The organism is Thiobacillus thiophilus (assembly GCF_055378705.1).
The window spans coordinates 939,508-963,335 of sequence record NZ_AP042404.1; the positions used below are offsets into that span (position 1 = coordinate 939,508).

Annotated in this window: 25 protein-coding genes and 1 pseudogene; 20 read left to right on the top strand and 6 right to left on the bottom strand. The window is 63.4% G+C overall.

The features are described from left to right. Positions 1-156 precede the first annotated feature (156 nt). Positions 157-546 (top strand): hypothetical protein, encoded by a 390-nt coding sequence (locus ACZ41T_RS04520; protein ID WP_464923282.1) that lies wholly within the window; start codon positions 157-159, stop codon positions 544-546. Positions 547-737: 191 nt separating this feature from the next. Here the strand turns inward: ACZ41T_RS04520 and recQ are convergent, their stop codons facing one another. After that, positions 738-2,537, bottom strand: a complete 1,800-nt coding sequence (gene recQ / locus ACZ41T_RS04525; protein ID WP_464923283.1) for a DNA helicase RecQ — start codon at positions 2,535-2,537, stop codon at positions 738-740. Between the two features lie 106 nt (positions 2,538-2,643). On the opposite strand from recQ, the gene ACZ41T_RS04530 reads away from it, so the two are divergent. From ACZ41T_RS04530 to ACZ41T_RS04555, 6 genes are all read left to right on the top strand, one after another. Then, positions 2,644-2,883 carry a type II toxin-antitoxin system Phd/YefM family antitoxin gene (locus ACZ41T_RS04530; protein ID WP_464923284.1) on the top strand — a complete coding sequence of 80 codons (240 nt, stop codon included), beginning with the start codon at positions 2,644-2,646 and terminating at the stop codon, positions 2,881-2,883. After that, positions 2,876-3,313, top strand: a complete 438-nt coding sequence (locus tag ACZ41T_RS04535) for a type II toxin-antitoxin system VapC family toxin (protein WP_464923285.1) — start codon at positions 2,876-2,878, stop codon at positions 3,311-3,313. Before ACZ41T_RS04530 ends, ACZ41T_RS04535 begins: the two co-directional genes overlap by 8 nt. 11 nt (positions 3,314-3,324) lie before the next feature. Further along, positions 3,325-4,833 (top strand): lysine--tRNA ligase, encoded by a 1,509-nt coding sequence (gene lysS / locus ACZ41T_RS04540; RefSeq protein WP_464923286.1) that lies wholly within the window; start codon positions 3,325-3,327, stop codon positions 4,831-4,833. A gap of 40 nt (positions 4,834-4,873) precedes the next feature. Then, a complete protein-coding gene (locus ACZ41T_RS04545) occupies positions 4,874-5,224 on the top strand; it encodes a DUF3147 family protein (RefSeq protein WP_464923287.1) in 351 nt (116 codons plus the stop codon). A gap of 94 nt (positions 5,225-5,318) precedes the next feature. Beyond that, on the top strand, positions 5,319-7,985 hold the full coding sequence (gene acnA / locus ACZ41T_RS04550) for an aconitate hydratase AcnA (protein ID WP_464923288.1): 2,667 nt from the start codon (positions 5,319-5,321) through the stop codon (positions 7,983-7,985). Between the two features lie 109 nt (positions 7,986-8,094). Further along, on the top strand, positions 8,095-8,466 hold the full coding sequence (locus ACZ41T_RS04555; protein ID WP_464923289.1) for a c-type cytochrome domain-containing protein: 372 nt from the start codon (positions 8,095-8,097) through the stop codon (positions 8,464-8,466). A gap of 147 nt (positions 8,467-8,613) precedes the next feature. Here ACZ41T_RS04555 and ACZ41T_RS04560 read toward each other — a convergent pair. Then, positions 8,614-8,712: pseudogene (locus ACZ41T_RS04560) on the bottom strand (hypothetical protein); the annotation flags it as partial. 146 nt (positions 8,713-8,858) lie between these two features. On the opposite strand from ACZ41T_RS04560, the gene cydP reads away from it, so the two are divergent. The 6 genes from cydP to ACZ41T_RS04590 all read left to right on the top strand — a co-directional run bounded on the left by cydP (position 8,859) and on the right by ACZ41T_RS04590 (position 13,454). Further along, entirely contained in the window at positions 8,859-9,062 is a 204-nt protein-coding gene (cydP, locus tag ACZ41T_RS04565; RefSeq protein WP_464923290.1) for a cytochrome oxidase putative small subunit CydP, read from the top strand. Next, positions 9,052-10,644 (top strand): cytochrome ubiquinol oxidase subunit I, encoded by a 1,593-nt coding sequence (locus ACZ41T_RS04570; RefSeq protein WP_464923291.1) that lies wholly within the window; start codon positions 9,052-9,054, stop codon positions 10,642-10,644. The genes cydP and ACZ41T_RS04570 overlap by 11 nt, the downstream gene beginning before the upstream one ends. A 9-nt stretch (positions 10,645-10,653) precedes the next feature. Beyond that, positions 10,654-11,787, top strand: coding sequence for a cytochrome d ubiquinol oxidase subunit II (gene cydB, locus ACZ41T_RS04575; RefSeq protein WP_464923292.1), 1,134 nt, complete (start codon positions 10,654-10,656; stop codon positions 11,785-11,787). An 11-nt stretch (positions 11,788-11,798) separates the two neighbouring features. Further along, the gene (gene cydX, locus ACZ41T_RS04580) at positions 11,799-11,936 is read left to right on the top strand and encodes a cytochrome bd-I oxidase subunit CydX (RefSeq protein ID WP_464923293.1); all 138 of its coding nucleotides are present in this window, start codon (positions 11,799-11,801) and stop codon (positions 11,934-11,936) included. An 85-nt stretch (positions 11,937-12,021) separates the two neighbouring features. Next, the gene (locus tag ACZ41T_RS04585; RefSeq protein ID WP_464923294.1) at positions 12,022-13,170 is read left to right on the top strand and encodes an NAD(P)/FAD-dependent oxidoreductase; all 1,149 of its coding nucleotides are present in this window, start codon (positions 12,022-12,024) and stop codon (positions 13,168-13,170) included. A 5-nt stretch (positions 13,171-13,175) separates the two neighbouring features. Further along, positions 13,176-13,454 carry a cyd operon YbgE family protein gene (locus ACZ41T_RS04590; protein ID WP_464923295.1) on the top strand — a complete coding sequence of 93 codons (279 nt, stop codon included), beginning with the start codon at positions 13,176-13,178 and terminating at the stop codon, positions 13,452-13,454. Between the two features lie 510 nt (positions 13,455-13,964). Here ACZ41T_RS04590 and ACZ41T_RS04595 read toward each other — a convergent pair. Further along, positions 13,965-14,228: a hypothetical protein gene (locus ACZ41T_RS04595; RefSeq protein ID WP_464923296.1), complete on the bottom strand. Its 264-nt coding sequence runs from the start codon at positions 14,226-14,228 to the stop codon at positions 13,965-13,967. Between the two features lie 19 nt (positions 14,229-14,247). Continuing rightward, positions 14,248-15,351 (bottom strand): FIST signal transduction protein, encoded by a 1,104-nt coding sequence (locus ACZ41T_RS04600; protein WP_464923297.1) that lies wholly within the window; start codon positions 15,349-15,351, stop codon positions 14,248-14,250. Positions 15,352-15,756: 405 nt separating this feature from the next. Between ACZ41T_RS04600 and pip the strand changes: the two genes are divergently transcribed. From pip to ACZ41T_RS04615, 3 genes are all read left to right on the top strand, one after another. Further along, on the top strand, positions 15,757-16,719 hold the full coding sequence (gene pip, locus ACZ41T_RS04605; protein WP_464923298.1) for a prolyl aminopeptidase: 963 nt from the start codon (positions 15,757-15,759) through the stop codon (positions 16,717-16,719). Further along, positions 16,716-17,579 (top strand): tetratricopeptide repeat protein, encoded by an 864-nt coding sequence (locus ACZ41T_RS04610; RefSeq protein WP_464923299.1) that lies wholly within the window; start codon positions 16,716-16,718, stop codon positions 17,577-17,579. Before pip ends, ACZ41T_RS04610 begins: the two co-directional genes overlap by 4 nt. 124 nt (positions 17,580-17,703) lie before the next feature. Then, positions 17,704-18,456 (top strand): DUF3025 domain-containing protein, encoded by a 753-nt coding sequence (locus ACZ41T_RS04615; RefSeq protein WP_464923300.1) that lies wholly within the window; start codon positions 17,704-17,706, stop codon positions 18,454-18,456. A gap of 64 nt (positions 18,457-18,520) precedes the next feature. On the opposite strand, the gene ACZ41T_RS04620 is transcribed toward ACZ41T_RS04615, so the two are convergent. Continuing rightward, positions 18,521-18,889: a SpoIIAA family protein gene (locus ACZ41T_RS04620; RefSeq protein ID WP_464923301.1), complete on the bottom strand. Its 369-nt coding sequence runs from the start codon at positions 18,887-18,889 to the stop codon at positions 18,521-18,523. A gap of 27 nt (positions 18,890-18,916) precedes the next feature. Next, positions 18,917-19,783 carry a DMT family transporter gene (locus ACZ41T_RS04625; RefSeq protein WP_464923302.1) on the bottom strand — a complete coding sequence of 289 codons (867 nt, stop codon included), beginning with the start codon at positions 19,781-19,783 and terminating at the stop codon, positions 18,917-18,919. A gap of 138 nt (positions 19,784-19,921) precedes the next feature. Between ACZ41T_RS04625 and ACZ41T_RS04630 the strand changes: the two genes are divergently transcribed. From ACZ41T_RS04630 to folE2, 4 genes are all read left to right on the top strand, one after another. Further along, a complete protein-coding gene (locus tag ACZ41T_RS04630; RefSeq protein ID WP_464923303.1) occupies positions 19,922-20,164 on the top strand; it encodes an exodeoxyribonuclease VII small subunit in 243 nt (80 codons plus the stop codon). Continuing rightward, complete coding sequence (locus tag ACZ41T_RS04635; RefSeq protein WP_464923304.1) at positions 20,157-21,044, top strand: polyprenyl synthetase family protein; 888 nt, start codon at positions 20,157-20,159, stop codon at positions 21,042-21,044. The genes ACZ41T_RS04630 and ACZ41T_RS04635 overlap by 8 nt, the downstream gene beginning before the upstream one ends. A gap of 1 nt (position 21,045) precedes the next feature. Next, a complete protein-coding gene (dxs, locus tag ACZ41T_RS04640) occupies positions 21,046-22,902 on the top strand; it encodes a 1-deoxy-D-xylulose-5-phosphate synthase (protein WP_464923305.1) in 1,857 nt (618 codons plus the stop codon). Positions 22,903-22,965: 63 nt separating this feature from the next. Further along, positions 22,966-23,778, top strand: coding sequence for a GTP cyclohydrolase FolE2 (gene folE2, locus ACZ41T_RS04645; protein WP_464923306.1), 813 nt, complete (start codon positions 22,966-22,968; stop codon positions 23,776-23,778). Positions 23,779-23,828 lie beyond the last annotated feature (50 nt).

Below are 23,828 nucleotides of genomic sequence, written 5' to 3' on the forward strand. Positions count from 1 at the left end.
TTTCCTCGTGAATAAATATCAGAACGAAGATCACCGGCGCGCGACAGCGGAACGCGGTTTGAAGCCGCGTTGAAGCAAACGTTCGCCGGTTCAGGCGGACGCTAGAGGGGGACGGTCGAGTAAGGGGGGGGTGCGGCTGAGGAAGGCGGCGGGTGCATGCTGAACCGGACCACCGCTCAGTTCCAGCCCGAGAACCGGGCCGGGCTGATAAAAGATGAAGGAAAACACGTGATGGCAGTGGTTGCCGTGATGGCCGTCTTCATTGTGTTGCTCGCCGTCGGTATTGCCGAGCGCGGCGAGGTCATGGCTGGCGTGCCCGCCATCGTGATGGTCATGGTCTTGGACATGCGCGCCCACGGCATCCTCCCCAACGTACCCATACAGGCCGGCTGCGGCTGCCCAGGCGAACTGGAGCGGTACGATGAGCATGATGATCAGGGCGATGAAGCGACGCATGGGTCGGATACTACAGGTTCCAGCGTATTCATCAAGAATTCGATCATACGCATTCGCTGGAGTTGGTCATTCATCGGCATTTCTAGTTAATGACCGGTGTGCGGTTGCTTAGCTGACCTGACAGGCGCAGTACGCCAACGGCGGCTCTGGCCGAACTCCGGACGGATAGGTGAGCCAACCCGAATGACGGCTCCTGGCCGGTTGCAGCCAGCCAGAGTCGATTATCATGCCCCGCAAACTGTTATTTATGCCAACAAGGGCAACTACCGAACAAGTTCCGGTTAACCCTCCGCCACTACCCCCAGCACCGCCTCGCCGTACGCCTCCAGCTTCTTCGCCCCCAACCCCGATATCTCGCCCAGCGCCGCAAGTGTGGCTGGCTTGCGTGCGGCAATCTCGCGCAGGGTGGCGTCGTGCAGGATGACGTAGGCGGGGATGCCTTTTTCGTTAGCAGTTTCACGTCTCCAGGTACGCAGGGCAATGAAGAGCGGATCTTCGTCGTCGTGGTAGCCCGCGCCGGAACTGGAGGCGAGGCGGGATTTGCGTTGCTTGGTACGCACCTCGATGGCGCGCAGCCAGACCTGTTCCTCGCCTTTCAATACCGGTCGCGCGGCGGCGGTGAGCTTCAATGCGCCAAAGGCAGTATGATCGACTTCCATCAGGCCGCGCACGACCAGTTGCCGCAGTACCGCGCGCCAGACCTTGTCGGTGTGTGCGGTGCCGATGCCGAACACGCTCAGCTCAGTGTGGCCGAATTTGTCGACCTTTTCGGTTTTCTTCCCCAGCAACACATCGAGCACATGCCCGGCGCCGAAGCGCTGGCCGGTGCGGTAGACCGCGCTCAAAAGTTTCTGCGCGGCTTCGGTGCCGTCCCACAGCGTGGGCGGATTGAGGCAGACGTCGCAGTTGCCGCAAGCCTGGCTGGCCTCGCCGAAGTAGTTCAGCAGCGCAACGCGGCGACAGCTGGCCGCTTCGGCGAGTCCGACCAGGGCGTCGAGCTTGGCGTGGCCGACACGCTTGTGCGCGTCTTCGGCGTCACCCTCGTCAATGAAGCGGCGCTGGGTGACGACGTCCTGCAGGCCCCACGCCATCCACGCCTCGGCAGGCTCGCCGTCACGCCCGGCGCGGCCGGTTTCCTGGTAGTAGCCTTCAACCGATTTCGGCAGATCGAGGTGGGCGACGAAGCGCACGTCGGGCTTGTCGATGCCCATGCCGAACGCGAGGGTGGCGACCATGACGACGCCGTCCTCGCGCAGGAATTTTTCCTGGTGGCGGCGGCGCGTTTCGTTGTCCATGCCGCCGTGGTAGGGCAATGCGGTAAGGCCGGCCTGCTTGAGCGCGTCGGCGGTTTCCTCGACCTTCTTGCGCGTGCTGCAGTAGACGATGCCCGCCTCGCCTTTATGCTCATTCAGAAAATCCAGCAACTGGCGGCGCGGCTCGGATTTTTCAGAAATACGATAGCGGATGTTAGGGCGGTCGAAGCTGGCGACGAACACCCGAGCGGCGCCGAGATCGAGCCGGGTGAGGATTTCGGCGCGGGTGGCGGCATCGGCTGTGGCGGTCAGCGCGATGCGGGGCACCTTTGGAAAGCGTTCGTGCAGCGCCGACAGGCCGAGATATTCCGGGCGGAAATCGTGCCCCCATTGCGAAACGCAGTGCGCTTCGTCGATTGCGAACAGCGCGACGCGCGCCTGTTCGAGCAGGGATTGGAAACGCGGCGTGAGCAGGCGTTCCGGGGCGACGTACAAGAGCTTGAGCTGCCCGGAAACGAATTCGCGCTCGACCCGCATCGCCGCCGCGCCATCCAGGCTCGAATTCAGGAACTCGGCTGCGATGCCCAGTTCTTTCAGCGCTGCGACCTGGTCCTGCATCAGCGCGATCAGCGGCGACACCACCACCGCGCAGCCCTCGCGCAGCAGCGCGGGAATCTGGAAGCACAGCGACTTGCCGCCGCCGGTGGGCATCAGCACCAGCGCATCGCCGCCCGCGGCGACGGTGTCGACGATGGCGGCCTGCTCGCCGCGGAACGCGGGGTAGCCGAAAACACGGTTGAGCAGATCGAGGGCGGAATCAGGCGGCATGCGGGTAAAAATCTTGGGCGGACTGGGTTGAATCTGGTTTTCCGGCTGGAAAATCAGTGTGTCACATCAGCTATAATTGTGTCACGTTTTGCGCCTGGAGCGTTCCATGAAAACCATGACCATCCGCGAAGCCCGCGAGGGCCTGTCGCACCCCGACCAGATGTTCGCCGACAGCGACGAGGTGCTGGTGGTGTGCCGCGGCGAGCCGGTGGCGCGGATTCTGCCCGTCACGCCTGCCGCACCTGCGCGCAAGCTGCCGTCACTTAAATGGCTGCGTGACCAGTCACCGTATCAGGAGATCCCCAGCGAGGTGTTGATCCGCGAAGATCGGGACGCGCGTGACTGAGGTTTATCTCGACACCAGCGCGCTCATCAAGCTTTACGTGGCCGAGGCGTTTTCCACCGAAGTGGAGCGGCTCGTCGCGGAGGTCGATGGACTCGTCATCAGCCGGCTCAGCATGCTGGAATGGCATTGCGCCATGGCGCGTCGGCTGCGCACGGGGCAGATCACCGACGATTACCTGAACCTTGCCCGCACCGAGTTCACCCGCCACCTGGCCGAGAGCTATTTTCGCATCATGCCGTTCGACGACACCTTGCTGATCGACGCATTGCGCGTGCTCGACAGCGTCAAGCCGGTGCCCCTGCGCACGCTCGACGCCATCCATCTGACCGCCGCACGCAATGCCGGCGTTGCCCGCCTCGCCACCGCCGACCGCGTGATGGCGGATGCGGCAAACCAACTCAATCTCGTAGCAGACACTTTTTTTGTATGACCTTGCCTACCATGAACGAAACCACCTCCGCCGCACCCGTCCTCGACGAAAACCAGATCATTGCCGAGCGCCGCGCCAAGCTCGCTTCGATTCGCCAGCAGGGCATCGCCTTTCCCAACGACTTCGAGCGCCGCGACTACGCCGGCAAGCTGGCCGCCGCCCACGGCGATAAATCCAAAGAAACACTCGAAGCCGAGGCGATCGAGGTGCAACTGGCCGGACGCATGATGCTGAAGCGGGTGATGGGCAAAGCCAGTTTCGCCACCCTGCAGGACATGAGCGGGCGTATCCAGGTCTACATCTCGAACGATCTCACCGGAACCGAATCGCATGACGCCTTCAAGCACTGGGACCTGGGTGATTTCATCGGCGTCACCGGCACCCTGTTCAAGACCAACAAGGGCGAGCTGACCATCCAGGCGAAGTCGATCCGCCTGCTGTCGAAGGCGCTGCGCCCGCTGCCGGAAAAATTCCATGGTCTTGCCGACCAGGAGCAGAAATACCGCCAGCGCTACCTCGACCTCATCACCAACGACGATGCGCGCGAGACCTTCAAGCGCCGCTCGAAAGTCATCCAGGCGATCCGCAGCTTCATGGTCGAGCGTGACTTTCTCGAAGTCGAGACGCCGATGATGCATCCCATCCCGGGCGGCGCCGCCGCGAAACCTTTTGCCACGCATCACAACGCGCTCGACATGGAGCTGTTCCTGCGCATCGCGCCCGAGCTGTATCTCAAGCGGCTGGTGGTCGGCGGCTTCGAAAAGGTGTTCGAGATCAACCGCAACTTCCGCAACGAAGGCTTGAGCACCCGACACAACCCCGAGTTCACCATGATGGAGTTCTACGAGGCCTACCGCGAATACCGCTACCTGATGGATTTCACCGAATCCTTGATCCGTGCCACTGCGCTTGCCGCCACCGGCTCGACCACGGTGAATTATCAGGGCCACACCATCGAGCTCGGCACGCCGTTCGCCCGCCTCACCATCGTCGACGCGATCCGCAAGTACAACCCGCACTACACCGTCGAACAGCTGAACGACCGCGACTGGCTGATCGGCCAGTTCGTCGCGATGAAGGCAAAGTACCGCCCGCAGGACGGGCTCGGCGGCCTGCAGCTTTCCTTCTTCGAGGAAACCACCGAAGCGCTCCTGATCCAGCCGACCTTCATCATCGACTACCCGGCCGAGGTCTCGCCGCTGGCGCGCCGCTCCGACTTGCATCCCGACATCACCGAACGCTTCGAGCTGTTCATCACCGGCCGCGAGATGGCCAACGGCTTCTCCGAGCTGAACGACGCCGAGGACCAGGCCGAGCGTTTCATGGAACAGGTGCGGCAGAAGGAAGCTGGCGACGAAGAGGCGATGCACTACGACGCCGACTTCATCCGCGCGCTGGAACACGGCCTGCCGCCCACCGGCGGCTGCGGCATCGGTATCGACCGTCTGGTGATGCTGCTGACCGATTCGCCCAGCATCCGCGACGTCATCCTCTTCCCGCAAATGAGGCGGGAAAGTTAAATGAACCCGCAGATGCGCCGCGAAAGCTGACTCCGCCGCCATGGGGCAATACGCACTCAAGATCGGCCTGTCCGCGCTGATCCTCGTCATCGTTGCCGAAGTGGCCAAGCGCAGCACATTCTGGGCAGCGGCCCTGGCTTCGCTGCCGCTCGTCTCGCTGCTCGCGTTTGTCTGGCTCTATCTCGACACCGGCGACGTGCAGAAGGTTGCCGCGCTCTCCAGTGGCATATTCTGGCTGGTGCTGCCCTCGCTGCTGCTATTTGTGCTGCTGCCGTTTCTGCTGCGCAATGGCCTCGGCTTCTGGTTCAGCCTGGCCGCCTCCAGCGCCGCCACGGCACTGGCCTATCTGGGCACGATCAAGCTGCTGGGCATGTTGGGCATACGCTTGTAAGCGAATATCCGGCCGTTAACAGGCACTGCGCTTCCGGTAAAATCGGGCCTCCCGACCATTTTTCACAGTCAATCATTTTACGAATCAAACCATCATGACCGACACATTCAACACCTTCGATTCCATTTCAACCGCTGCCGGCAAGGCGCACTTCGCCTCGCTGAAGAAACTGGAAACCGCGCTGGGTGTGTCGGTGGCGCGGCTGCCGGTGTCGATCCGCATCGTGCTGGAATCGGTCCTGCGCAACTGCGACGGCGTCAAAGTGACGCCCGAGCACGTCAGGCAGCTGGCGAACTGGCAGCCCAATTCCGATCGCACCGAGGAAATCCCCTTCACCGTGGCGCGGGTGATCCTGCAGGACTTCACTGGCGTGCCGCTGTTGGCCGACCTCGCCGCGATGCGCTCCGCCGCGCAAAGAATGGGCCACGACCCGCAGAAGATCGAGCCGCTGGTGCCAGTCGACATGGTGGTCGACCACTCCATCCAGGTCGACAAGTTCGGCACCCCCGACGCGCTCGATCTCAACATGAAAATCGAATTCGAGCGCAATCAGGAACGCTACCAGTTCCTCAAATGGGGTATGCAGGCCTTCGACACCTTCAAGGTGGTGCCGCCCGGCGTCGGCATCGTGCACCAGGTGAACATGGAATATCTGGCGCGCGGCGTGATGGAAAAGGACGGCATGGTCTATCCGGACACACTGGTCGGAACCGACAGCCACACCACCATGATCAACGGCCTCGGCGTGGTCGCCTGGGGCGTCGGCGGCATCGAGGCGGAAGCGGCGATGCTGGGCCAGCCGGTGTATTTCCTCACCCCGGACGTGGTCGGCGTCAACCTCACCGGCTGCGTGAAGCCGGGCGTCACCGCCACCGACGTGGTACTGACCATCACCGAGATGCTGCGTCGCGCCAAGGTGGTCGGCAAGTTCGTCGAGTTCTTCGGCGAAGGCGCCGCCGCGCTGCCGGTGACCGACCGCGCGACCATCGCCAACATGGCGCCCGAATATGGCGCGACCATGGGCTTTTTCCCGACCGACGAAGCCACCTGCCAGTACTTCGCCGCCACCGGCCGCAAAGCCGCGCAGGTCGACCTGATCCGCGCCTACTACCAGGCGCAAGGCCTGTTCGGCATCCCCCAGGCGGGCGACATCGACTATTCGCAGACGCTCAGCTTCGACCTCTCGACCGTCGAACCCTCGGTCGCCGGCCCCAAGCGGCCGCAGGACCGCATCGCGCTGTCCGCGATCGAAACCACCTTCGACACGCTGATGCAGAAACCCAAGGCGGAAGGCGGCTACGGCAAGACCGTCGAGGATCTGCGCCGCACCTACACGGTCGAGGGCGGCGGCGAGCTGCGCCACGGCAGCGTGGTCATCGCGGCCATCACCTCGTGCACCAACACCTCCAACCCCGGCGTGATGATCGCCGCCGGTCTGCTGGCGAAAAAGGCAGTCGAACTCGGCCTCTATACCCCGTCCCACGTCAAAACCAGCATGGGGCCCGGCTCGCGCGCGGTGACCGAATACCTGAAAACCGCCGGCCTCTTGCCCTACCTCGAACAGCTGGGTTTCGGCGTGGTCGGCTACGGCTGCACCACCTGCATCGGCAACTCGGGTCCGCTGCCGGAAGCCATCGAGAAAACCGTGCTCGACAACGACCTCGTCGCCTGTTCGGTGCTCTCCGGAAACCGCAACTTCGAGGCGCGCGTGCACCAGAACGTCAAGGCCAACTTCCTCATGTCGCCGCCGCTGGTGGTGGCGTTTGCGCTGGCCGGGCGGGTGCCGTTCAACGTCGACAAGGAGCCCATAGGCGCCGGCAAGGACGGCCCGGTTTACCTGAAGGACATCTGGCCGGACAATGAGGAGATCGCAGCGCTGCTGCACCACTCCACCGACGCCGGCGCCTACAAGCGCTACGCCGACGTCGGCGCCGACAACCCGCTGTGGGACGGCGTGAGAGCGCCGACCGGGGCGGTGTATGAATGGGACGAGAAATCGACCTACATCCAGCAGCCGCCGTTCTTCCTCCCCGCCCCCGCAAGCGAGGGAAAGGGTGCCCCCATCAAGGGTGCGCGCGCGCTGGCGATCTTCGGCGACTCGGTCACCACCGACCACATCAGCCCCGCCGGCGGCATCAAGCCGACTTCGCCGGCCGGCCTCTACCTCGCCGAACACGGTGTGGAGAAAGCCGACTTCAACAGCTACGGCGCACGCCGCGGCAACCACGAGGTGATGATGCGCGGCACCTTCGCCAACGTGCGCATCAAGAACCTGATGATCCCCGGCAGTGAGGGCGGCATCACCCTGAAGAACGGTGAGGAAAAGCCGATCTACGACGCCGCCATGCAGTATCAAGCGGACGGCACGCCGCTGATGATCTTCGCCGGCGAGGAATACGGTACCGGCTCTTCCCGCGACTGGGCCGCCAAGGGCACGGCCCTGCTCGGTGTGAAGGCGGTCGTCGCCAAAAGCTTCGAGCGCATCCACCGCGCCAACCTTGCCGGCATGGGGGTGCTGCCCTGCCAGTTCAAGGACGGCGTCGATGCCGCAACGCTCAAGCTCGACGGCAGCGAGGCCTTCGACCTCGAAGGCGCCGAAGCCGGCATCGCGCCGCAACAGGACGTCACGCTGGCGATCCACCGCGCCAATGGCAATATTGAACGCGTCGCGCTCACGCTGCGCATCGACACCCCGATCGAGGTCGAGTATTACGACAAGGGTGGCATCCTGCCGTTCGTGCTGGACCAGCTGCTGGACTAAGCTTGCGCGTTCTCCGCGCCAGCGGCGTCATGAATGGGTCGCTGGCGCATGCGGTCCACCCGGCCAGTGTCGTGAATCCTTACCCGTTGGTTTTGCGCAGGAGCCGCCCATGAAACGCACTGCACTTTCCGCTTTCGCCATCCTTGCTGCCGTATTGCAAGCGGGCTGCAGCGATGACCGGCCGCTGACGTATCGGACCCGCATCAAACCGATCCTCGATACGCATTGCGTAGCGTGCCATGTGCCCGGCAAGCCGGGATATGAACAGTCTGGCCTGCGTCTCGACAGCTATGACGCGCTGATGAAGGGCGCCAGGCTCAACCCGGTGGTGCGTCCGGGCTCCAGTTTAAGCAGCACCCTGCACCGGGTGCTGGCCAGTCAGCTCGATCCGTCCATCCGCATGCCGCATGGCGGGGCCGAACTGTCCGAAGAGGACGTACGCACCATTGGCGCCTGGATCGATCTGGGCGCCAAGTACTGACTGTTCGGCCGGAATTCTCCAGCGCATCCTGCTTCGACGTCTCGCCACGGTGCGGGACGGCTGTACAGAGGGACACGTGACTGGCTGGGCAGACTCGTGGACGGCCAGCTTCCGGTAGAGCGTCCGTTCGCTGATTCCCAGTTGCGCGGCCAGCGACCTGCGGTCGCCGCCATGGTGCGCCAGCGCCCATTGCAGATAGCGCAGCCCCGCCGTTTCCAGCGGCACGATGCCATCCACGCCCGGCATGCCTGCCCTCTCATGGCAGTTCACGTTTTCAACGCCTGCCACAAAATTGATCTATTCTTTTGAAACCAAAGAGAAATAAAAGTCCCCACCTATTCTGGGGAGTTGGCACGGCACTTGCTAATATTGGAGCCCTTATGAAATCTCCCATGCCCACTTTCCTGCAGCATCCGCTGGCCAAAGAAATCTCGCTCGCCATCGTCATCAAGCTGCTGGTGATCGCGGCTATTTTTTATGCGTTCTTCGACGGCCATGCGCTGCATCCAGACGCCGACGCCGTAGCGCAACGCCTGGCCAATCCCGAGCACCCCACCCCATCCCAACCTTCATCGGAGAGCCCCCATGCTGACTGAAGAACTCGTCGACCTGTCGCGGCTACAGTTTGCAGTCACCGCGCTGTATCACTTCCTGTTCGTGCCGCTGACGATCGGACTGGCGGTGATTCTGGTGGCGATGGAACTGACCTACGTCGTCACCAATCGCCTCATCTACAAGGACATGGTGCGCTTCTGGGGCAAGCTGTTCGGGATCAACTTCGCGCTCGGCGTGACCACCGGCATCACCCTGGAATTCCAGTTCGGCACCAACTGGGCGTACTACTCGCACTATGTCGGCGATATCTTCGGCGCACCGCTGGCGATCGAGGGCCTGATGGCATTCTTCCTCGAATCGACCTTCATCGGCCTGTTCTTCTTCGGCTGGGATCGCCTCAACAAATGGCAGCATTTCATGGTGACGGTGCTGATGGCGCTCGGCTCCAACCTCTCGGCGCTGTGGATCCTGATCGCCAACGGCTGGATGCAGAATCCGCTCGGCGCGGAGTTTTCCTTCGTCACCATGCGCATGGAAATGACCGACTTCTGGGCCATCGTATTCAACCCGGTGGCACAGGCCAAATTCGTCCACACGGTGTCGGCGGGTTATGTCACCGCTTCGGTGTTTGTGCTTGGCATTTCCAGCTGGTACCTGCTGAGAGGCCGTGACCTCGACTTCGCTCGCCGCTCGTTTCGCATTGCCGCCGGCTTCGGCTTTGCCTCGGCGCTGTCGGTAATCGTGCTGGGCGATGAATCCGGCTACACCCTGAGTGAATCGCAGCAGGCCAAGCTGGCAGCGATGGAGGCGATGTGGGATACCGAACCCGCGCCCGCCGCGTTCACGCTGTTCGCGCTGCCGAACGAAGCAGCCCAGCGCAACGATTACGAACTGCAGATCCCCTACGTGCTGGGGCTGATCGGCACCCGCTCGCTCAGCGAGACCCTGCCCGGCATCCGTGAGATCAAGGAGAAGAACCGCGAACGCATCGTGGACGGTATCAAGGCGGTGGTCGCATTGGAGCAGCTGCGCAGAAACCGCGACGATGCCACTGCGCTCGCACAGTTCGAAGTGCACAAGGCCAACCTCGGCTTCGGCCTGTTGTTGAAGAAATACATTGTCGACGTGTCGCAGGCCACGCCTGACATGATCCAGCAGGCCGTCGACGACACCATCCCGCGGGTCGCGCCGCTGTTCTGGAGTTTCCGCATCATGGTCGCACTGGGTTTCCTGTTCCTCGCGCTGTTCACGCTGGCGCTGTTCTATTCGATCAAGGGCACCTTCGTCGAGAAGAAATGGCTGCTGCGCTGGGCGCTGTGGTTCATTCCGATGCCCTGGATCGCCGCCGAACTCGGCTGGATCGTCGCCGAATATGGCCGCCAGCCCTGGACGATCTACGGCGTGTTGCCGACGCACATCTCGGTTTCCAACATTTCCGTCGCAAATGTCTACGGCTCGCTCGCGGGCTTTATCGGCTTTTATACCGTGCTGCTCGTCGTCGAAGTGTATCTGATGAGGAAGTACGTACGACTCGGCCCGGCCAGCCTCGGCACCGGCAAATACCACGGCGAGCAGGCGGCGGGCGGCGCATTGCCTGCAGGCGCCACATCGAACAGGGTTTAAGGAGCGGACATGGATTATGCAACCCTGAAACTCGTCTGGTGGCTTCTCATCGGTGTGCTGCTGATCGGCTTTGCCATCATGGACGGCCACGACATGGGCGTCGGTACCCTGCTGCCCTTTGTCGGCAGGACCGACCTCGAACGACGGGCCGTCATCAACACCGTCGCCCCGCACTGGGAAGGTAACCAGGTCTGGTTCATCACCGCAGGGGGCGCGCTGTTCGCCGCCTGGCCGCTGGTCTACGCCACAGCCTTCTCGGGCTTTTACTGGGCGATGATGGCGGCATTGTGGGCCTTGTTCTTCCGCCCGGTCGGCTTCACCTACCGTTCCAAGCTCCACAACGCCACCTGGCGCAGCACCTGGGACTGGGGCCTGTTCATCGGCGGTGCCGTGCCGCCGGTCATCTTTGGCGTCGCCTTCGGCAACCTGCTTCTGGGTGTGCCGTTCCACTTCAACGACCTGATGATGTCGACTTACACCGGCAGCTTCTGGGCGCTGCTCAACCCGTTTGCACTGCTGGCCGGCGTGGTAAGCCTGGGCATGATCACCTTTCAGGGTGCGAACTACCTGATGATGCGCACCGAGGGCGGCATCTATCGCCGCGCCCGTACCGCAAGCCTGCTGTTCGGCGTGCTGACCTTCGTCACGTTCGCACTGGCCGGGTGGTGGGTGACCGGCATCGACGGCTATGTCATCACCAGTACCCTCGATCCCAACGGCCCAGCCGATCCGCTCGCCAAGACCGTTGAAATCGCCGCCGGCGCCTGGATGACCAACTACCACACCTATACGTGGGCGAAGTGGGTGCCGATCGCCGCCTTTGTCGCCCTGGCAGCGGGCATCCTGTTCGCACGCCTCAACAAGGCCGGCCTGGCATTTTGGTCGTCGTCGGCGGCGTGCGCCGGCATCATCGGTACCGCCGGCGTATCGATGTTTCCCTTCATCATGCCGTCGTCGACCGATCCGCGCTCCAGCCTCACCGTGTTCGATGCCATGTCCTCGCAACTCACGCTCGGTCTGATGCTCGGTGTCACCGTGATCTTCATGCCGCTGATCGTCGTTTACACCTCGTGGGCCTACAAGGTGATGTGGGGCAAGGTCACGACGGAATTCATCGCCGCCAACGACAAATCGGTGTACTGAAAGGAATCGCCATGTGGTATTTCGCCTGGATACTCGGAGTCACCCTGGCCGTGCTGCTCGCCTCGATCAGCGCGATGATGTGCGACGCCAGGGAATGCGCAGCCGACGAAGCGCGCGATTCGGCCGCAGACGATGCCCGGCAGGATTGATCTTTGATCGTGAAGAACTCGCCCGCGTGATGCGGACACGCCATACTATTGGCCTGATTTCATCGAGCCATTACAGGAGTTTTTCATGAGTGCCCACCATATTGTCATTCTCGGATCGGGATTCGCCGCGCTCACCGCGGTGCGCGAACTGCGACAACGCGATCGCGACGTGCGGATCACGCTCGTTTCCCCCCGGGCCGCGCTGACGTATTACCCGAGCCTGATCTGGGTGCCTTCGGGATTGCGACGCGGCGCCGACCTCGACATCGACGTGTCGGGCTTTCTCGCCGAACAGCGGGTTGAATTCCACGCCGGGCGTGTAACCGGCCTCGCCGATGGCGGCCGCACCGTGCTGACCGACAACGGCAGCGTCACCAACGATGCGCTGCTGATCGCCAGCGGCGGCCGCTTCCTCAAGTCCCTGCCCGGCATCGAACATGCGCTGACGATCTGCGAAGGTTCGAGTGCGGCCGAAGCGGTCCGCGAACGCCTGGAAAAAATGGACCGCGGCACGATTGCCTTCGGTTTTGGCACCAACCCCAAGGAACAGGGCGCAATGCGGGGTGGGCCGATGTTCGAACTGCTGTTCGGCATCGACACCCTGCTGCGCCGACAGGGTCGCCGTGATCGCTTCAAGCTGGTGTTTTTCAACGCCGCGAAGGAACCGGGCAAGCGTCTGGGTGCGAAGGCAGTCGTCGGCCTGCTGCGCGAAATGCAGAAGCGCGACATCGCCACCCATCTCGGCCACAAGCCCGCTGGCTTCGAGGCCGACCGGATCAGGACCGAAGGTGGCGACGTGCCCGCCGACCTGATTCTCTTCATGCCGGGCATGACCGGACCTGCCTGGGCAAGCGAAACCGGGCTGCCTCTGTCCGACGGCGGCTTTTTCAAGGCCGACGCCCACTGTCAGGTAGCAGGATCGGACAAGGTCTATGTCGCCGGCGATTCCGGCAGCTACCCCGGCCCCGACTGGCTGCCCAAGCAGGCGCACATCGCCGACCTGCAGGCTAAAGCCGCCGCCGAAAACCTGCTGCGGGCCCTGGCGGGCAAGCCGCCGGTCGCGCGTTTCAAGGTCGAGCTGATCTGCATCGTCGACACGCTCGACCGCGGCATCCTTGTTTACCGCAACGAAAAACGCGCCTTCATGCTGCCGTCGTGCCGCCTGTTCCACTGGGCCAAACGGTTTTTCGAATGGCGGTACCTGCGGCCCTACCGCAAGGCGAAACCGACCTGACCGCCATGCTCGATCGCGGATGGATACGCGGCATCACGCTGGCCGCAGCGTTCGTGCTCATACTTCTCGTCACGCTGTTTCCGCGACCATTGACCGTCGAGGACGGCAGTCCCATCGGGCACGGCATTCTCGCGCTGATCATGTGGGGCCTGTCGGCCGGCTTCGTGCACGGCGTCGGCTTCGTTCCTTACAACAGGATCCTGCGCGTATTGCTTGGCCCCGCCGTCGCCTGGCTGGGCATGGGCGTGGCGCTGACTTTCTATGTGCAGTATTTCCTGAGGTGATGACAGGCAGACGATCTGTCAACTCACCATGACCTCACTGCCACGGCCCCGCCGAATCGATCCCGGAAGGGGTTAAGGCACGCCTGCAGACTGAATATCCGCTGGATCGGACCACCGACTATGGGGTAGGCGAATTACGCGGCGCCATCGTCGTCAAGCGGCCCTGGTATTTCTGCAGAAAGTCGATTTAAAAAAGCGCGCCCCTATTTAAATGGGCAGCTCTTTCATCGTTATTTATTGGTGTTGGCCAGCGCCGTAGGGTGCACCCTGCGCACCGATTGACGCACTGTAACAGGAGCGCCCGGAAGCCAAGGAACCGCCGCTGGCGCTTTCCGACGCGGCTACCCGCGCAAATTTGGCGACGCTGAACACATAACCGAGGGTGGATCTGAAGGGCTGAAGATAGCGCGGCAGCGTGCCTATGATCCCTGCTCCGGCGGCGCCGAGCGCAAAGTGCCCGAATGCAGCGGGAGCTGGCAGCGACAAGCGGGCCAAGAGATGAGGGGCCGTCTATTGCACAGGATCGAGTTCGGCGCGCACCGACTCCAGCGCGTCCTTGAGGGTTTCCTCGGTCAGCCCGTTGAGTTGTTCGGCCAGCATTTCAGCCGCATCGATGGTGTCGGTGTCGTCGGGCAAGGTATCGGTATCCAGATTGGCGACGAATACAGCTGCCGCGCCCGTCACCTGCAACAGCTGGCGGCGTTCGTTCATCAACATTTCGATCTCGCCGCGCAACAGGCGGACTTCGTCTTCTTTCATGGCGTGCAAGGGCATTCTTGTATCCTCATACTGGTCATCCGAACAGGGTCAACACCCCGGTGTAGCCATATAAACGGTTGTGGGAAATTTCGCCGTTGGCAAAAAAACCCACCAACGGGAAATCTCCCAGGGCATCGCGAATCAGTTCCATTTCGCGGTTCGGCGCGCCGAACATGTGCTGGCCGCGCCCCAGGCAGGAATAATACACGCCGCCCCGGATTGGCGCGTTCAATTGCGTCCCGATGGCCGCGAGCATCCGCTGCAGGTCGGCCTCGGCCGACTGCCGATCGCGCCGACAAAACAGCAGTTCGTCTCCCGGCTCGACGATTTCGCCGATTGCCACCAGGTGATTCTGCGGGTCGATACCGAGGATGTTGCGCACCAGATAGTCGCCGGTGTCCGAACCGCGTACCGGCAGGCCGACAAAAATATAGCCAGCCGCGCGCCGCAAGTCGCGCGCCAACACTTCGCCGATTTCTTCCTTCATCACGTCCAGCGCCGGACGATGGTCAAGGCTGCCGATGATGTTTTTGTTGGCTGCGGTGACGCGGTGGCGCGGCCCCAGCGGCGAAACCCCCTGCGTCAGCCGCGTCGCCAGCTTCACCCGCTCGCTGAACAGCACGCCCGACAAACCGCCACTCACCACGCCATCATTGATCTGTGCGGTCACGCCTTCCGAACTGGACAGCCCGCCGACGACAAAGCCGCTCGACACGTGTTCACTGAGGCCTTCAATCAGATCCTGGATGCGGGTGTTGGCCGGGTCGCCATGCACCATGGCGAAGTAGGCATCCGGCAACGGCTGAGCGGCGATATCCTGCGGGGTCCGCAGCAGCGGCAGCATGCTGAAATCGGCCGGCTCGAACTCGCCCAGCATCACCGCCATCGCCGGTTGCCCCAGGTATTCCACCCCGCTGGCGCAGACCCCCACGCCCACGCTACCAGTCCAGTGCGGTACCGCCGTCGCGCTTTTGAAAAAAGCCAGGATTGCGTCGAGTTCGCCCGCGAAGGCGTCCGACACATACAGAAACCCCAGCGTCGCAGCGGATGGAATCGTGCCCAGCTGATTCATGCAGGCCTGCGCGGCGCGGGTCCAGTCGGGGTCTACAGCATGGGCAAACTTGAAGGGGGTGTTCATGGCATCACATCAAACAAGAATCGCAACAGTCCGGCCGTCGTGGCGCCAGGCGCCGTCACGATTGGAGCGGGCCATGCATCAGCAGCCCGTTTGGCGCAGGAAATGCTCAGCAAATTTTTCCCCGGCTCCACCCAGGCCCAACAGGACAACTTTAACAACATGGCTCATGGAACGACTCCGGTATCGGTTGGTTGGCAGCTTCGGACGTTGCTACTTTTTTTCTCCCGCACAGCCCGAATCACCGAATTGCCGGCTGGCGCATTCCGGACGCACCGGAAGCATACGACCCCAGCACCCGCCTGTCGATACGGCAAATTTCCGGCAGGCACAGCGAATCGGCGCCCCTCGCCTGTTCATGCCCGACAGCGCAGGCGATAATCCTGGCTTCAACTCCAGGCGCCGCCCATGTCAGACCTTGCCACGCTCTACCCCCCCCTTACGCCTTACGCCAGCGGCATGCTGGAAACGGCAGGCGTCCACCGCATCTACTGGGAGACCTCCGGCAATCCCGACGGCATCCCGGTGCTGTTTGTGCATGGCGGACCCGGTTCCGGCACCTCGCCGATCCAGCGGCAATTTTTCGATCCGGCGCGCTACCGGATCGTTTTGTTCGATCAGCGCGGCAGCGGCCGTTCGACCCCGCACGGCGAGCTCACCGACAACACCACGCCGCATCTGATCGCCGACATGGAAGCACTGCGATGCGAACTCGGCATCGATGCCTGGCTGGTATTCGGCGGCTCATGGGGCTCGATGCTGGCGCTCGTTTATACCGAAACCCACCCCGAACGCTGCCGCGGACTGGTGCTGCGCGGGATATTCCTGTGCCGAAAAAACGAAATCGACTGGTTCCTCTACGGCATCCGTGCCCTGTTCCCCGAGGCGCAGCGGCAACTGGCGGAATTCATCCCGGCAAACGAACGCCACGATCTGCTCGCCGCCTATCACCGCCGCCTGCTCGACCCCGATCCGGCGGTGCACCAGCCTGCCGCCTTTCAGTGGGCCACCTTCGAGGCGTCCTGCTCGACCCTGCTGCCCAACCCCGGCCTCGTCTCCGCGTTCTGCAGCGAAAAAACCGCACTGTCGCTGTCGCGCATCGAGACGCATTATTTCGTCAACCATATCTTCCTGCCCGACAACAGCCTGCTCGCCAACATCGACCGCATCCGTTCCATCCCGGCGGTGATCGTGCAGGGACGCTACGACGCCGTCTGCCCCATCGTCTCGGCCGACGAACTGGCACGCGCCTGGCCCGAAGCGCGCTATGTAATCGTGGCGGATGCCGGCCATTCGGCGTTCGAGCCGGGCACCGCACGCGAACTCGTCGCCGCCTGCAACCGCTTTGCCAAGACCGGAGGATTCGTATGAGCCTGTCACCTTATGTTTTTGACGCCAGCGCCGAGAACTTCAATCGGCTGGTACTGGAAAACTCGCACAAGGGCCCGGTGCTGGTGCACTTCTGGACTCCCAAGGCCGGTCCTTGCTTCATCCTGATGCCGCGCCTGGTCAAGCTCGCCGCCGAATACGGCGGCAAGTTCCTGCTGGTGATGCTGAATACGGATGACCTGCCCGAGTTGGTCCGGCGCTTTGGCGTGAATTCGGTGCCCACGGTGAAGTTTTTCTGGCGCGGCGAGGTCGCCCACACTATTCACGGCGCCGATCCCGACAGCAGCTTTCGCGAAGTGCTCGACCGCTTCATCGCCGGCGACGCCAACCGCGCCCATGCGCTGGGGGTAGCTGCCTGGCAGTCGGGAAACGTAGCGCAGGCGCGCATGCTGCTCGCCAATGCGGCGATGGCCGAGCCCGACAATCTCGCCATCCCGCGCGACCTCGCCAAGCTGCTGTGGGCCGAAGGCGAAGGCGAGCAGGCGCTGAAGCTGCTTGACAGTCTGCCGCCGGACGCGCGGGCGGAGCCCGAAATCGCCCGCCTGCACGCACACCTGGGCCTGGCGGAAACCGCGCGGCTGGCGCCGCCGCTGGCCGAACTCGATGCCCGCCTCGCCCACGATTCAAATGACCTCGGTGCACGCTATCAGCGCGCGGCGGTATTGCTGGCGGCGGACGAGTTTGCCGGCGCGCTGGAGGAACTGCTGTTCATCGCCCGCACCGACCGCGGCTTTCGCCACGACATCGGCCGCATCAGCCTGCTGGCGCTGTTCGACCTGCTCGGCAGCGCCCATCCGCTGACGCGGCAATACCGCCAGGCCCTGTCCGAAGCGCTGCATTGAATCCAGTTTGTTCATTCGGGGGACGAAGTGGTTCCGTAGGGTGCGCCGTGCGCACCCTGGAGAGCATGGATCGGTGCGCATGGCGCACCCTACGGGCCATCTATCGCCTCATGGATAATTCGGGTTGAACTTCGCCCACCCCGCCTTCGCGCCCTACCGGGATCCGATCGACGCGCTGGGACTGGCGCACGCGCTGCCCTCGCTGGACGCCCTCAACGCACTGGCCACTGCACGCGGCACAACGCAGTCACGCGGGTTGCCGCTGCGCTTTTTTGCCGCTGACGGCCGCCTGCCGGCACGCGATTACGAAACCCATATTCTGCACACCGGCCAGGTGCCGACCCGCGCCGACACCTGGCACGATGTGCTGAACGCGCTGGTTTGGCTGCGCTTTCCACGCTTCAAGGCTGCGCTGAACGCGGCCCATGGCGAAGCCATCGCGTTTGAAACCGACGCCCGGCGCGGCCGCCGCCGCGACGCGCTGACGGTGCTGGACGAGTCGGGTGTGTGGGTGCTCAGCCGTGAATCGGCGTTGCCTGCGTTGCTGACCGGGCACGCCTGGCACGCGCTGTTCTGGGAAGCGCGCGCACAGGTCGAAACCGGGATGTGTTTTGTGGTGGTGGGCCATGCGCTGCTGGAAAAAACACTCGCACCCTACCCGTCGATCACCGGAAAATGCCTGCTGCTGCGTTCGGATTCGCTCGACCCCGATGCCGCGGAAGCCCTGGCCGTCACGGCGCTCGGCGCGATCGACACCCCGCGCCAGCTTGTCCCGCTTCCGGTACAGGGCATTCCGGGCTGGGATGCGGCCAACGCCCACGTCGCGTATTACGCCAACAAGGAAATTTTCCGGCCGGCGCGCAATGCGCCCCCATGAGTGGCCGGACAGCAGCCTGAAAACAGGATCACTCTGCGCCAGTCTGATATCGGGCTGGCATGCATCAGCTCGCCGCGGCCGGCAACTTGCCGCCGGCCAGCCAGGCCTGCGCCAGACCCAGATCGTCGAACAGGCGGATATCCGCCGACATGAACATGCGGTTCACCCACATGCTCCACGCTACCCACTGATCGCCGGTCAGGATGGCGATGCGGCCAAAATCGTTCTTGTGCTCGCGCGAAAATTTCAGCTCCTCCCACGCCACGTCGATGCTGTAGGACAGCATATCGCGCAAGTCGAACAGCAGGTTGACGCTGCCCTGAAACTGGATGCCGTAACACACCGCCTTCTCGATCTCGCGGTAATCGTCCAGCGTGAACTGCCCCATCACGGTGACGGCAATCAGGTTGTCCTTGGTGTTCAGACTGATCATGGTGCTCTCCTTTGGAATGTGACCGAACTATAGCGAATCGGGCTGCGCAGGTGTCGACGCGCGCACGGCCCACACACCGGCTGCCGCCGCCACCGCCATCCCGATCCAGGCCGGCAGCGGCAGCCGTTCGCCGAACAGCAGCACGCCGTAGAGGGCGGAAAATCCGACCGTGGTGTAGGCGAGCGCGCCGACCATGAGCGTGCGGCCGCGATGATAAGCGCGCGTCAGCGCCAGCTGCGCCAGCGTGGCGGTGACGCCGATGCCGGCCAGCCACAGCCAGTCGCCCGCCTGCGGCGTGTGAAATCCGGCCACCAGCATCCATGCGCCGCCGCCCATGGTCGCCAGCAGGGTGAAATAAAACACCACCCGCCACTCGGGTTCGCCCAGCCGGCCCAGCTGCTTGACGTTGACATAGGCCACCGCTGCCAACATGCCCGACGCCAGTCCGGCCAGCGCCGGCAACCAGGCCTGGTCCTGCAGCTGCGGACGCAGCAGCAGGACGATCCCGACAAAACCCAGCAGCACCGCCCCGATCAGTCCTCGTCCGTGGCGCTCGTGCAGCCACCAGGCGGATAGCGCAGCCAGGAATAGCGGGGCGGTGTAATTCAGGGTGACCGCAGTGGCCAGCGGCAGCCGCGCGATGGCGTAAAAGAACAGCACCAGCGCGATAAAGCCCGACAGTCCGCGCCAGAAGTGCGCCCGCCAATGGCGCGTGGCGAGCGGCGCCAGCAACCGGCGACGGCTGAGGGCGATTCCCCCCCAGATGGCGACCAGCCCGAACGCCGAGCGGTAAAACACCAGTTCGGCGGGCGAGAAGGTAGCGGACGCCTGCTTCACCAGCACGCTCATCAGCGCGAACAGGGCCGCCGCCACCAGCATCCAGCTTGACTTCATCGATGTCCCTGCTCCACTTCCATCACCGCGATGCATTGTTTGCCCGGCCGCGACGAGTTCGTGCCATGCCGATTACTGTTAAGGCAGCGGGCTAAATTTGTTAAAGTATCGTCCTTTCCCCCGCTGGATTCGATATTCATGGCCAAATCCCGCGCCACCCTCCCGCCCAAGGACTACGAGTCTGCACTGGCCGAACTGGAGGCCATTGTGACTGAAATGGAATCCGGTCAGCTGCCGCTGGAAGCCTCGCTGACCGTATACAAGCGCGGCGCCGAACTGTTGCAGTATTGCCGCCGGCAGCTGGCCGATGCGGAACAGCAGGTGCAGATTCTCGAAAACGGGGCCCTGCAGCCTTTCAAGACCGAAGACACCGATGACTGATTTTGCCGCCTGGACGCAAGGCTGCCAGGCACGCATGGAAAGCGTGCTGGCCGAGTGGCTTCCGCCTGCCCACATTGCGCCCCAGCGCCTGCACGATGCGATGCGTTACACCGTGCTGGGCGGCGGCAAGCGGGTGCGCCCGCTGCTGGCGTTTGCCGCCGGCGAAGTCTGCGGCGCCGGCATCGAGCGGGTGCAGAACGCCGCCGCCGCGGTCGAACTGATCCACGCCTATTCGCTGGTGCACGACGACATGCCGGCGATGGACAACGATGCGCTGCGGCGCGGCAAGCCCACGGTGCACGTCGAGTTCGACGAGGCGACCGCCCTCTTGGCGGGCGACGCCCTGCAGAGCCTGGCGTTCGACATCCTCGCTTCGCAGCCGCTGGCCGACGATGCGGCCAGCCAGCTGAAGATGGTGCAGCTGCTGGCACAGGCTGCCGGTTCGCGCGGCATGGCTGGCGGCCAGGCGATCGATCTGGCCAGCGTGGGCAAGCCGCTTGACCTGACCGAACTCGAATTCATGCATATCCACAAGACCGGTGCGCTGATCCGCGCCTCAGTGCTGCTGGGCGCACAATGCGGCAGCATCCCCGATGCCACTCACACCGCACTCGATCGCTACGCCAAGAGCATCGGCCTCGCCTTCCAGGTGGTCGACGACGTGCTTGACGCCGAAACGCCCACCGCCACGCTGGGCAAGACCGCCGGCAAGGATGCCGCCAACAACAAGCCCACCTACGTCAGCCTGCTCGGCGTCGCGCGCGCGCGCGAACTGGCGCAGGAACTGCGCGCCGACGCCCACGCCGCCCTGTCCGATCTTGGCGCACCCGCCGCGCGGCTGCGCCAGTTGGCCGACTTCGTGGTCGAGCGGACGTTCTGAGATGACCAAGCCATTGCTCGACACCCTCGATACGCCAGCCGACCTGCGCGCACTGGCACCCGCCGAGCTGCCTAAACTCGCCGCCGAGCTGCGCCAGTTCCTGGTCGAATCGGTTGCCAGCACCGGCGGCCATCTCGCCTCCAATCTCGGCACGGTGGAACTGACCCTCGCGTTGCATTACGTGTTCGACACCCCGGCGGACCGCATCGTGTGGGACGTCGGCCACCAGACCTATGTGCACAAGATCCTCACCGGGCGCCGTGCGGCGATGGCCGGCCTGCGCCAGCCGGGCGGCATCGCCGGCTTTCCGCGCCGTGCCGAAAGCGAGTACGACGCCTTCGGTGTCGGCCATTCCAGCACCTCGATCTCGGCCGCGCTCGGCATGGCCGAGGCCTTTCATCAGCTGGACTCCGGCCAGCGCGCGGTGGCGGTCATCGGCGACGGCGCAATGACTGCCGGCATGGCGTTCGAGGCGCTGAACAATGCCGGGGCCACCGATCTGCCCTTGCTGGTGGTGCTGAACGACAACGACATGTCGATTTCGCCCAACGTCGGTGCGCTCAACAATTACCTGGCACGCATGATGTCGGGCAAATTCTATGCGGCCGCGCGCCGTGCCGGCGAGAAAGTGCTGTCGGTCGCGCCGCCGATCCGCGAACTGGCCAAGCGCGCCGAGGAGCACATGAAGGGCATGATGACGCCGGGCACGCTGTTCGAGGAATTCGGCTTCAACTACATCGGCCCGATCGACGGCCACGACCTCGACGTGCTGCTCGATACCCTCTCCAACATCAAGCAGCTGAGCGGCCCGCAGTTCCTCCACGTGGTCACCAAAAAGGGCAAAGGCTACAAACCCGCCGAAGCCAATCCCTGCCTGTATCACGGCGTTTCGTGTTTCGATCCGGAAAATGGCGTCGCCGAGAAAGCCGGCGCCAAACCCACCTACACCCAGGTGTTCGGCGACTGGCTGTGCGACATGGCCGCCGTCGACACGCGGCTGGTCGGCATCACCCCGGCGATGCGCGAAGGCTCAGGCCTGGTGCGCTTCTCGCAGGAATTCCCGAAGCGCTATTTCGACGTCGGCATCGCCGAGCAGCATGCGCTGACCTTTGCCGCCGGTCTCGCCTGCGAGGGCGTGAAACCGGTGGTGGCGATCTATTCGACCTTTCTGCAGCGCGCCTACGACCAGCTGATCCACGACATTGCGCTGCAGGACCTGCCGGTGATGCTGGCGATCGACCGCGCCGGGCTGGTCGGCGCCGACGGCCCCACCCACGCCGGCAGTTTTGATCTGAGTTTCCTGCGCTGCATTCCCAACATGCTGATTGCTGCGCCCTCCGACGAGAACGAATGCCGCCGTCTGCTGACCACGGCGTTCCTGCACAACGGTCCGTCGGCGGTACGCTACCCGCGCGGGAGCGGCGCCGGCGCTGCAATCGACCCCGGCCTCGATCCGGTCGAAATCGGCAAGGGCGTGCTGCGCCGCAGCGGCCGCGAGGTGGCGCTGATCGCCTTCGGCAGCCTGGTCGCACCTGCCCTTCAAGCCGCCGCGGCGCTCGACGCCAGTGTGGCCGACATGCGTTTCGTCAAACCGCTGGATCTCGATCTGCTGCGCGAACTGGCGCAAACCCACCGCCTGCTGGTCACGCTGGAGGAAAACGCGGTGGCAGGCGGCGCCGGCGCCGGGGTGGCCGAGGCGCTAGCCGGCCTCGGCATCCCGGTTCCCGTGCTGCACCTGGGACTGCCCGACACTTTCATCGAACATGGCGACCCGGTCAGGATGCTGGCCGCCTGCGGGCTCGACGCTGCAGGCATTGAACACGCCGTGCGCGCAAGGACAACCCAATTACCCGAGTAGTTTACTCAACTACCCTGGCAGTTTATACTTGGTCTAAACTGCACTCATCATTAGGAACTCGCCATGAACCAGATTTGCGACACCGCCGTTTGCATGCCAGACGTGCAAAGTTCAGTCGATACGCGTCAAATCGCCATCGACAAGGTCGGCATCAAGAGCATTCGCCATCCGGTGCGGGTGGCGGATAAAAGCGATGGCGTCCAGCACACCATCGCCAATTTCAGCATGTACGTGTACCTGCCGCACAACTTCAAGGGCACGCACATGTCGCGCTTCCTTGAAATTCTCAATACGCGCGAGCGCGAGATTTCGGTCGAGAACTTCGAGGGCATGCTGCGCCAGATGGTCGAACGCCTGGAAGCCGAATCGGGCTACATCGAAATGACCTTCCCCTACTTCATCAACAAGTCAGCGCCCGTTTCCGGCGTGCAGAGCCTGCTGGATTACGAGGTCACCTTTGTAGGCGCCATCGAAAAGGGTCAGTTCTTCCACACCACCAAGGTGGTGGTGCCGGTGACCAGCCTGTGTCCATGCTCGAAAAAGATCTCCGACTACGGTGCGCACAATCAGCGCTCGCACGTCACGGTCTCGGCCAGAACCAACGGCTTCCTGTGGATCGAGGATCTGGTGCGCAAGGTCGAGGACCAGGCCTCGTGCGAACTGTACGGTCTGTTGAAGCGCCCCGACGAGAAATACGTCACCGAGCGCGCCTACGACAACCCGAAATTCGTCGAGGACATCGTGCGCGACGTCGCCGCCGCGATGAACGACGAACCGCTGATCGATTCGTATGTGGTGGAAGCGGAGAACTTCGAATCCATACACAACCACTCGGCGTATGCGCTGATCGAACGTAACAAGCAGAAAAGCACCTGAGCTTTGCTGCTCTAAAAAAACAAGGCCTGCAATTGCAGGCCTTGTTGCAT

Bases quoted from the DNA above. Each gene is read 5' to 3' on its own strand.
- lysS (WP_464923286.1), top strand. From the start codon at position 3,325: ATGAACGAAACCACCTCCGCCGCACCCGTCCTCGACGAAAACCAGATC.
- ACZ41T_RS04595 (WP_464923296.1), bottom strand. From the start codon at position 14,228: ATGCCCTTGCACGCCATGAAAGAAGACGAAGTCCGCCTGTTGCGCGGC.
- ACZ41T_RS04610 (WP_464923299.1), top strand. From the start codon at position 16,716: ATGAGCCTGTCACCTTATGTTTTTGACGCCAGCGCCGAGAACTTCAAT.
- ACZ41T_RS04530 (WP_464923284.1), top strand. From the start codon at position 2,644: ATGAAAACCATGACCATCCGCGAAGCCCGCGAGGGCCTGTCGCACCCC.
- recQ (WP_464923283.1), bottom strand. From the start codon at position 2,537: ATGCCGCCTGATTCCGCCCTCGATCTGCTCAACCGTGTTTTCGGCTAC.
- pip (WP_464923298.1), top strand. From the start codon at position 15,757: ATGTCAGACCTTGCCACGCTCTACCCCCCCCTTACGCCTTACGCCAGC.
- ACZ41T_RS04635 (WP_464923304.1), top strand. From the start codon at position 20,157: ATGACTGATTTTGCCGCCTGGACGCAAGGCTGCCAGGCACGCATGGAA.
- ACZ41T_RS04590 (WP_464923295.1), top strand. From the start codon at position 13,176: ATGCTCGATCGCGGATGGATACGCGGCATCACGCTGGCCGCAGCGTTC.
- ACZ41T_RS04620 (WP_464923301.1), bottom strand. From the start codon at position 18,889: ATGATCAGTCTGAACACCAAGGACAACCTGATTGCCGTCACCGTGATG.
- acnA (WP_464923288.1), top strand. From the start codon at position 5,319: ATGACCGACACATTCAACACCTTCGATTCCATTTCAACCGCTGCCGGC.
- cydB (WP_464923292.1), top strand. From the start codon at position 10,654: ATGGATTATGCAACCCTGAAACTCGTCTGGTGGCTTCTCATCGGTGTG.
- ACZ41T_RS04555 (WP_464923289.1), top strand. From the start codon at position 8,095: ATGAAACGCACTGCACTTTCCGCTTTCGCCATCCTTGCTGCCGTATTG.
- ACZ41T_RS04600 (WP_464923297.1), bottom strand. From the start codon at position 15,351: ATGAACACCCCCTTCAAGTTTGCCCATGCTGTAGACCCCGACTGGACC.
- ACZ41T_RS04520 (WP_464923282.1), top strand. From the start codon at position 157: ATGCTGAACCGGACCACCGCTCAGTTCCAGCCCGAGAACCGGGCCGGG.
- ACZ41T_RS04585 (WP_464923294.1), top strand. From the start codon at position 12,022: ATGAGTGCCCACCATATTGTCATTCTCGGATCGGGATTCGCCGCGCTC.
- ACZ41T_RS04570 (WP_464923291.1), top strand. From the start codon at position 9,052: ATGCTGACTGAAGAACTCGTCGACCTGTCGCGGCTACAGTTTGCAGTC.
- folE2 (WP_464923306.1), top strand. From the start codon at position 22,966: ATGAACCAGATTTGCGACACCGCCGTTTGCATGCCAGACGTGCAAAGT.
- ACZ41T_RS04625 (WP_464923302.1), bottom strand. From the start codon at position 19,783: ATGAAGTCAAGCTGGATGCTGGTGGCGGCGGCCCTGTTCGCGCTGATG.
- cydP (WP_464923290.1), top strand. From the start codon at position 8,859: ATGCCCACTTTCCTGCAGCATCCGCTGGCCAAAGAAATCTCGCTCGCC.
- cydX (WP_464923293.1), top strand. From the start codon at position 11,799: ATGTGGTATTTCGCCTGGATACTCGGAGTCACCCTGGCCGTGCTGCTC.
- dxs (WP_464923305.1), top strand. From the start codon at position 21,046: ATGACCAAGCCATTGCTCGACACCCTCGATACGCCAGCCGACCTGCGC.
- ACZ41T_RS04545 (WP_464923287.1), top strand. From the start codon at position 4,874: ATGGGGCAATACGCACTCAAGATCGGCCTGTCCGCGCTGATCCTCGTC.
- ACZ41T_RS04630 (WP_464923303.1), top strand. From the start codon at position 19,922: ATGGCCAAATCCCGCGCCACCCTCCCGCCCAAGGACTACGAGTCTGCA.